At 47.6% G+C, this 8,844-nt stretch carries 4 protein-coding genes; 2 read left to right on the top strand and 2 right to left on the bottom strand.

The genetic code is table 11. The features are described from left to right. Positions 1-188: 188 nt before the first annotated feature. Entirely contained in the window at positions 189-1,229 is a 1,041-nt protein-coding gene (locus QUB35_RS01700) for a glucokinase (protein ID WP_333138766.1), read from the bottom strand. Between the two features lie 35 nt (positions 1,230-1,264). Beyond that, the gene (locus QUB35_RS01695; protein ID WP_333138764.1) at positions 1,265-3,325 is read right to left on the bottom strand and encodes an amylo-alpha-1,6-glucosidase; all 2,061 of its coding nucleotides are present in this window, start codon (positions 3,323-3,325) and stop codon (positions 1,265-1,267) included. Between the two features lie 316 nt (positions 3,326-3,641). On the opposite strand from QUB35_RS01695, the gene treZ reads away from it, so the two are divergent. Then, a complete protein-coding gene (gene treZ / locus QUB35_RS01690) occupies positions 3,642-5,465 on the top strand; it encodes a malto-oligosyltrehalose trehalohydrolase (protein WP_333138762.1) in 1,824 nt (607 codons plus the stop codon). 233 nt (positions 5,466-5,698) lie between these two features. Continuing rightward, the gene (treY, locus tag QUB35_RS01685) at positions 5,699-8,494 is read left to right on the top strand and encodes a malto-oligosyltrehalose synthase (protein WP_333138760.1); all 2,796 of its coding nucleotides are present in this window, start codon (positions 5,699-5,701) and stop codon (positions 8,492-8,494) included. Positions 8,495-8,844: the final 350 nt, after the last annotated feature.

Here is an 8,844-nt window from a genome sequence, read left to right as displayed (position 1 = left end):
TGTGCCACAAGGATTTCACAGGCAAGATGCCTGTGCCACAAGGATTTCACAGGCAAGATGCCTGTGCCACAAGGATTCTTGTGGGGTGGGCATCTTGCCCGCCCAAACTCTTTGCACAGGCAAGATGCCTGTGCCACAAAAATTCTTGTGGGGTGGGTATCTTGCCCGCCCCAAATATTTGCAATCTCCTAAAGACCGGCCGCACAAACAGCCGCACCAATTAACCCTACATTGGGATTCAAAACAAGACGAACAGGCATCATTTCTAACAGCGAATCCATCCGGCCTTTGTGCGTAAAAGCTCGCATAAAACCCCCTTCTAGCATCAGCGGCAAAATCTTAGCAGCAATGCCGCCGGCTACGTACAAACCGCCGTAAGGTAACAGTGTCACAGCCAGATTTCCCGCCACTGCACCGTAGGCTTCTACAAACATTTGCATTGTTTGTTCCGAAAGCCGATCGCACTTTTTGAGGGCCGCCTGTGCAATTGTCGCCCCCGGATCGACAGTCTTTTCAGTTTTCCCGATTTCTGACTCCCATTTTTTGATAACTTCCCCTACCTCCGGCGATTCAGGAGCAAACTTTCTGTCCCGCAAAAACTGGTAAATTGAAACAATCCCTTGTCCCGAAACCACACGCTCGATCGATATTCTTTGAATGTCGTGTTTTGCTAACAAATATTTCAGCAATTCAAACTCCAACTCCGAACGAGGAGCAAAATCCCCGTGTCCCCCTTCCGAAGAAAAAACCCTGATGCCATTTGCCTCGGGAATTCCAAAACAATTTCCCAAACCAGTCCCCGCACCAATAACAGCAATTGGATCGTGTTGGCGGGGTTTTCCGACTTGCAAAATGTGCAAATCTTTAGCATCCAAACCCCACACACCGTAGCCAACCGCAACAAAATCATTAATTAAACTGACGCGGGATATTCCTAATTCTTGTTCCAGACGCTTCGCATCCAGCACCCAAGGCAAATTAGTCAGTTTTGCAGTGTTGTTAACCACCGGGCCTGCGATCGCAAAACAAGCTTTTTCAGGCAATGGCGCAAAATCCAATTTCATAGTAGCTTCCGTCAAAAACTGCTGCACCATCGGCACTAAATCTGGAAACTCCCCGCTGGGATAGCGGAACTCGTAAAGAGCGTTCATTTCACCGTTAACAGTCCTTTCCACTAAGCGCAAAATTGTCTTAGTTCCGCCAATATCGCCCGCTAATAATAATGCCATAAATCTCTTTTTCCACCAAAGATAACATTCCCCATTTAAACACCCACAGTATTAATTGCCAACCAAGCCCGCAGCACCTCAGCCACAGTCCAAGCTTGAGCCGTGCAGCCCCGCGGCGAGTGGGGGGCGTCGCCCTCAAAAATTTCGCCCAGACTGCCAACTCCGCCGGCCCTTATATGATGTGCCATCGGTTCGAGGAATTCCCTCGCTTGTGCTGGGTTTTTGTATACGTGCAAGTGCGCCAAGACAAACGGGCCAATCAGCCAGCCCCAAGCTGTGCCCTGGTGGTAGGCGCTGTCCCGCTGCAATTGGTCGCCTCCGTATGCCCCGCAATACTGCGGGTGCTGCGGCGAGAGGCTGCGGAGGCCGACAGAAGTCAGAAGCTGTTGGGCGCAGCCGTCCACCACGCCGCGCTGCTGGATGGGCGTCAGTAACGGTGTATAGCGGGTTTCCTGGCGCATCCCCGCTGACAAGGAGTTGGCGGAGTGAGGAGGAATCGAGTCTAGGGGCAGGGATACGGCGAATATTTGGTTGGGCCGCAGGGAGGTATCGTGTCCGTCGGAGCCGTCCAGAACGTCGTAACAGTAACCGGTTGAGGCGTTCCAGAAGCGAGGGAATCCGGCGGCTGTTCGATCGCCCAATTGCTGGTATTCATTGTGAGGCTTGCCCAATTTTCGAGCAAAACTTGCCATAGCTTGTATAGCATTGTACCAAAGCGCGCTGAGTTCGATCGGCTTACCAATCCGAGGCGTCACCACCCAATCGCCGATTTTCGCGTCCATCCAAGTCAGTTGCACGCCGGTTTCGCCCGCGTAGATTAAACCGTCATCGGGATCGACGCGGATATTATACCGAGTACCCTGCAAGTGCCAGTCAACAATCTCACATAACACCGGCCAGAGTTCGCTCAAAAGTTCGTCGTCCCCCGTGGCATCGATATAAGTGCGAATTGCCTCAAAGTACCACAGAGTGGCGTCTGCCGTGTTGTATTCCGGTGCGCCGCCCGCATCCGGGAAGCGGTTCGGCAGCATCCCCCGATCGACATACCGCGCAAATGTCCGCAAAATCGATCGCGCAATTTCCCATCGCCCGGTACAGATTGTGAGACCGGGTAGGGCGATCGTCGTGTCGCGCCCCCAGTCGCTGAACCAGGGGTATCCGGCGATGATCGTTTTGCCTTCGGGTTCCTCCGGTAGCGGGCGGCTGACGATAAATTGGTCGGCGGCGAGCACTAAGGTATTGATCCAGTCGGGAGATTCGCTCACTTTTGACCAGTTTTGCAGCAGTTGTTGGTCATAAGTGCGACGCACTTCTAAAGCAGTACCGCCGTTGAGTTCGGTATTTTTCTCGGTGCTGGCTATCAATGTGAGAGAACTTCCCGGTGCGATCGTCATGTGAAAAGTCGCCGCGTGCAAGTGATCCTCGCAGTAGTCCAATCCGCGCCGCTTTTCGGCTGCTAGGTCAAATCCGTAATGCCAATTGTATAAAGGCGTAGAAACTCGAAAATTCGCGTCTGGTTCGGCATCCGTCAGCAGGTACAGGGGTACAGACTTGGGAAATGCAGTCACGCAAACCCCGCGTTCCAAGGTTTGTAGGCTCATCTGCCAGTCGCCGACGCTCGTTGTGTGGTGGTAGTCGCGATAGTTTACTAGGGCTTTGACAGCGAGGGCGATCGGTTGTGAGGCGCGGTGCAAGCGGTATTGAATATATGTTGTGTTAGCACCTTGCTGCATCCAAATCCGCTTTTCCAGGATAGCGTCGGCGAGAGCAAACCTCCAAACAGGCGTCGTGCCTTCTAGGTGAAAGCTTTCGATGTATTTGTAGCCGTGGGGTTCCATCGTCGCGTCGGCCCAGCGGTTTGTATAAAGCGGATAGGCGCGATCGTGATACACAGCCGTCTCGTCCAGCTTGGCGAGCATCAAAGTGCGTCCCAGCGGGGGTTTGAGGGCGGCTATCAGCAAGCCGTGATAGCGGCGGGTGAGGAGATTTGCGATCGTCCCGCTAGCGTAACCGCCGATCCCGTTTGTGACCAACCACTCGCGAGACTCCGCTGAGTCGAGATTGCAGCAGATTTCCCGTCCAAAAGCCATAACCATAAAGTCCACACTCGCGCTGATTTTTGACCTACCTTTAGGTAGATTTTCGACATGATATCAACCAGAAATATTAACGCTTGCAGGCCGTTAATTTGGCGATCGGCCCCGTGCCGATTCCTGCTCTAATTTCGACCTCACCAACCGCTAATTTTGCCGCTTACCCAATTTTCCCCTTTGATGCCTCTGTCTAAAGTTAGTTGTTTGTTATATTAAGTAATATTACCGTCTAAACAGGCGCTGAACGTTAAGGGCAAGCATTTGATAGCGCGTCGGGCGATCGAACTACCAACCTATTTTATAAGGAGAACAGCTCAAAGTGAAGATAGGAGCAAATTACCTCGGCAATAACCAATGTGAATTTACCGTTTGGGCGCCCACCCTCAAACAAATCGCCGTCCAAATTGTTTCCCCAAAAAAACGCCTGATACCCCTGCAACAATCCGCAGAAGGTTATTGGCAAACCACAGCTACAGACATCGAACCAGGAACCCTTTACACCTACCAAATCGAAGGAAAAACCGACCGACCAGACCCAGCCTCAAAATATCAACCCCAAGGCGTACACGCTCCGTCGCAAGTAATAGATGAAAATATTTTTACTTGGACTGACACAAATTGGCAAGGCGTGCCGCTAGCCGAAATGATTATTTACGAACTGCACGTCGGCACGTTCACCCAAGCCGGAACCTTTGAAGCAATAATTCCCCAGCTAAAACAACTTAAAGAATTGGGAATCAACGCCATCGAAATAATGCCAGTAGCCCAATTTCCGGGCGAGCGAAACTGGGGATATGACGGCGTATATCCCTACGCCGTTCAAAACTCCTACGGCGGCCCCGAAGGCTTCAAAACACTTGTCAACGCCTGCCACGAACAGGGCATTTCAGTAATTCTCGATGTAGTTTACAACCACCTCGGCCCCGAAGGAAATTATCTCAGGGACTTCGGCCCCTACTTTACCTCAAAATACGGCTCGATTTGGGGAGACCCCCTCAACTTCGACGACGCCTACAGCGACGGCGTGCGTAACTACTTTCTTGAAAACGCCCTCTACTGGTTTCGAGACTATCACATCGATGCCCTGAGATTAGATGCCATTCAAGCAATATTTGAAGTAGGTGCAAGACCTTTTTTACAAGAACTATCCGATGCCACAGCCGATATTTCCCAAGAACTAGGACGGCAACTTTACTTAATAGCCGAAAGTGACTTAAATGATGTCCGCACTATACGTCCCAAAGAACTCGGTGGCTTCGGACTAGACGCCCAATGGTGCGATGATTTCCACCACGCACTGCACGCTTTGCTCACCGGAGAAGACGACCGATACTACCAAGATTACGGCAAGTGCGAACACTTAGAAAAAGCCTTCAAAGAAAGCTTTGTTTACTCCGGTCAGTACGCCCCCCACAGAAAGCGGAAACACGGCAATTCTGTTAAGGATGAACCGGGTCATAAATTTCTGGTGTTTGCCCAAACCCACGACCAAATCGGCAACCGCATTTTGGGAGACCGACTATCCAAAATAGTTGACTTTGAAGGATTGAAACTTGCAGCAGGCACTGTCTTAATTTCTCCCTACATTCCCTTCTTTTTTATGGGAGAAGAATACGGAGAAGAAGCACCGTTTTTTTACTTCGTTTCCCACTCGGACGAAAACTTAATTGAAGCTATCCGCAAAGACAAACAACAAGAATTTAAAGCCTTTGAAGGCCGAGGCGAGTTTCAAGACCCTCAGAGTCCTGAGACTTTCGATAAGTGTAAGTTAAACTGGGAAAAACAAACCCAAGGCAAACACAAAATCCTTTGGGAATGGCACCAACATTTGATTCACCTACGGCGGACAATACCAGCCCTTAAAAAACTCGACAAAAACAGTCTAGAAGTGTCCAGCATTGAAGCGGAAAAAATCTTATTTCTACGTCGTTGGACAGATGACAGCCAGATATTCTGCATTCTAAACTTCAACAGGCAAGAGGTAGCTTTTACGGCTGCACTTCCCCAAGGCAACGGTCACAAAATTTTAGACTCTGCTGATGAAAAATGGATGGGTTCAGGTTCTAGCTTGCCTGAAAAGATAACTTCCGAGCAAAAATTGACCGTTAAACCGCAGAGTTTCGCACTTTACGAATTAGAATAATTAAAACGGGAAGCAGAGCCTCAAATACAGGCGTTCCCAGGCAGAGCCTAGGAACAAGAAACAGGAGGCAGAACCTCTCTCGTTCTCAGGCTATGTTGCGGAATGTAGTCCCAGAAGAAACGGGAGGCAGAGCCTCTGTCGTTCCCAGCCTCCGCCGGGGAATGCAGTAGAGGAGGCTCTGCCTCATATATTAAAAAAGAAAACCCTAAAAAACCTGGAGTAAAATTAACATAATGAGAATTCCCACAACTACTTATCGGATTCAATTTCATGGAGGTTTTAACTTTGAAGCCGCCAAACAAATCCTTAGCTATCTGGAAGATTTAGGAATTACCGACCTTTACGCTTCACCAATATTTAAAGCCAGAAAAGGCAGCTCTCACGGATACGATGTCGTTGACTCAAATCAGATAAATCCCGATTTGGGAACATCAGAAAATTTTGAAGCCCTCACATACGAAATCAAGAAACGGAACATGGGATGGCTGCAAGATATTGTTCCGAACCACATGGCTTACGACACTCAAAATTTGCTGCTGTTAGACGTATTGGAACACGGGCCAGATTCCGACTATTTTGATTACTTTGATATTGAATGGAATCACGCTTACGAACATCTCAGGGGTCGAGTGCTGGCTCCGCTGCTGGGCAATTTTTATGGAGAGTGTCTGGAAAATGGCGAGATTCAACTCAAATACAGCGAAATTGGGCTGAGTATCAATTATTATAGCTTACAATTGCCAGTAAGAATTGAATCTTATGCTAAATTTATCAGTCAGAATTTGGGGCAGTTAGCCAGAGAATTAGGCAGACGCCATCCAGATTTTATCAAGTTTTTAGGAATTCTTTATTTGATTAAAAATACCCCTTCAGAAACTAAAGGTAAAACCAGATACGATCAGATAGCTTTTGTCAAAGGACTGCTGTGGGAACTCTACAATCAAAATCCCCTTGTACAGGAATTCATAGATGAAAATATCAAAGTTTTTAACGGAGAAAAGGGAAATCCCGAAAGCTTTAATTTGCTAGACGAATTGCTTTCCGAGCAGTTTTACCGTCTGGCTTTCTGGAAAGTGGGGGCCGAAGAAATTAACTACCGAAGGTTTTTTACGGTCAACGAACTTATTTCGGTAAAAGTTGAAGAGATTAAAGTTTTTCACAAAAACCATGCTCTGATATTCGACATGGTTGATGAGGAAAAGTTTACCGGATTGAGAATCGACCACATCGACGGACTGTACGATCCCACAGAATATTTGAAACGGCTCCGGGAGAAAACCCCAGACACTTACATCACTGTTGAAAAGATTCTGGAACACGAAGAAGATTTGCCGTCATATTGGCCGATTGAGGGAACTAGCGGCTACGACTTTTTGAATTACGTAAACGGCGTTTTTTGTCGGTGCGATCGCGAACAGCAATTTACCGAAATATATCAGAGATTTACTCGCTTGAACGTTCCCTACGAACAGTTGTTTTTAGATAAAAAAGGGCTGATTGTTGAGAAAAACTTGGCGGGAGACGTAGACAATCTAGCTCAACTTTTGAAGAATATCTCTGGTCAATCGAGACAGGGAAATGACTTTACTCGTCCCGGTTTGGAAAAAGCATTGGCGGCTGTTTTGACAATTTTTCCAGTCTACCGAACTTACATCAATCAAGACGGTTTGAGAGAGTCCGATCGCACTTACGTAAAATATGCGATCGCCCATGCCAAACAACAAGTACCCCGACTCCTCAAGGAACTTAAATTTATCGAAACGGTGCTGTTACTCGAAGAAGAAGAAACTCTAACACCAGAACAAAAAGAGCAGCGCCGGCACTTTGTAATGAAACTCCAGCAGTTGACAGGCCCATTAATGGCAAAAGGCGTTGAAGACACCCTTTTATACGTCTACTATCGGCTTTTATCCCTCAACGAAGTGGGAGGAAATCCCAGTCAGTTCGGCGTGTCGCTGGTAGATTTTCACGAGTTCAACCAAAAGCAGCAAGTAGCTTGGCCGCACAAAATGAATGCTACAGCTACCCACGATACCAAACGCGGCGAAGATGTGCGAGCCAGAATAAACGTTTTGTCAGAAATTCCCGATGAATGGGAACAGCAAGTCAGGTCTTGGAGAGAGGTAAACTCTTCTAAGAAAGTCAACTTTGTGAATCGAATGGTTCCAGATACTAATGACGAATACTTCCTGTACCAAACTCTGCTAGGCAGTTTTCCCTTTGAGGGAATTGAAAACACTGATTATGTCGATCGCCTGAAAGATTATGTCATTAAAGCTGTCCGCGAAGCAAAAGTTTATACGGCTTGGCTGAGACCGGATAACGACTACGAAGCTGGTTTTATGACCTTTGTCGATAGCGTTCTCGAACCTTCGGAACAAAATCAGTTTCTCAACAAATTTACACCTTTCTGTAAAAAGGTAGCTAATTACGGAATTTTCAATTCTTTATCTCAAACGCTGCTGAAAATCACGGCTCCGGGCGTTCCCGACATTTATCAAGGGACGGAATTTTGGGATTTAAGCCACGTCGATCCCGATAACCGCCGTCCCGTTGATTATGAGCGCAGAATCGAGGTTTTGCGGGAAATAAAAGAGCAAGCTCAGACGGATATTTTGCAACTGGTTGAAGATTTGATTGCGACGCGAGAAGACGCTAGAATTAAGTTGTTTTTGACGGCAAGAGCGCTAGACGCGAGAAAAAAATACTTGCAAGTTTTTCAATCAGGCGACTATGTGCCCCTGCAAGCAGTTGGCACGTTTAAAGATAATGTTGTTGCCTTTGCCAGAAGCTTTGGAGAGACTACCGTTATTGTCATTGCTCCCCGGTTTTTGACGGGAATTGTCAAACCGGAAGAAATGCCGATCGGCAAACAAATCTGGAAAGATACTAATTTGAAATTATCCGAACAAATGCCGTCGGTTTGGAAAGATGCAATTACAAATCAGGCGGTAGAAAGTAACGGTACGTTGGCAATTGGTGAAGCTCTGAGTTACTTTCCTGCAGCTCTGCTGATCGGTAAAAAATAGCAATTAAAAGCTGGAAAATTCTTGAATTTTCCGAGATTCCCAAGAGGCGGACTTCAGGCTCTGCCTCAACAATATATTCCTTCCGAGGCACAGCCTGGAAGTAAACGAGTAGGGACAGGGCAATGCCCTGTCCCTTTTCAGAATTGATATTAAACCTGATTGGAAGCCAAAAAACCGATCGCCCCTACCAACCAAACAAAATTTATACAACAAAGACGGCAAATACAACACAACGTATACGGTTTGCCACAATACCCGAATCCATCACACACCGTACATTGGGAAGAGTAAAGAAAAGCAGTCAACAACTGTAGCGGTGCAAGCCTCACGGATGCAACCGTCCCCCAAAA

It is taken from the genome of Microcoleus sp. B13-B6, assembly GCF_036705405.1.
Taxonomy (GTDB): domain Bacteria; phylum Cyanobacteriota; class Cyanobacteriia; order Cyanobacteriales; family Microcoleaceae; genus Microcoleus.
Note: the sequence above shows the minus strand (reverse complement) of the source record. Positions and strands in the feature narration are given on the sequence as shown.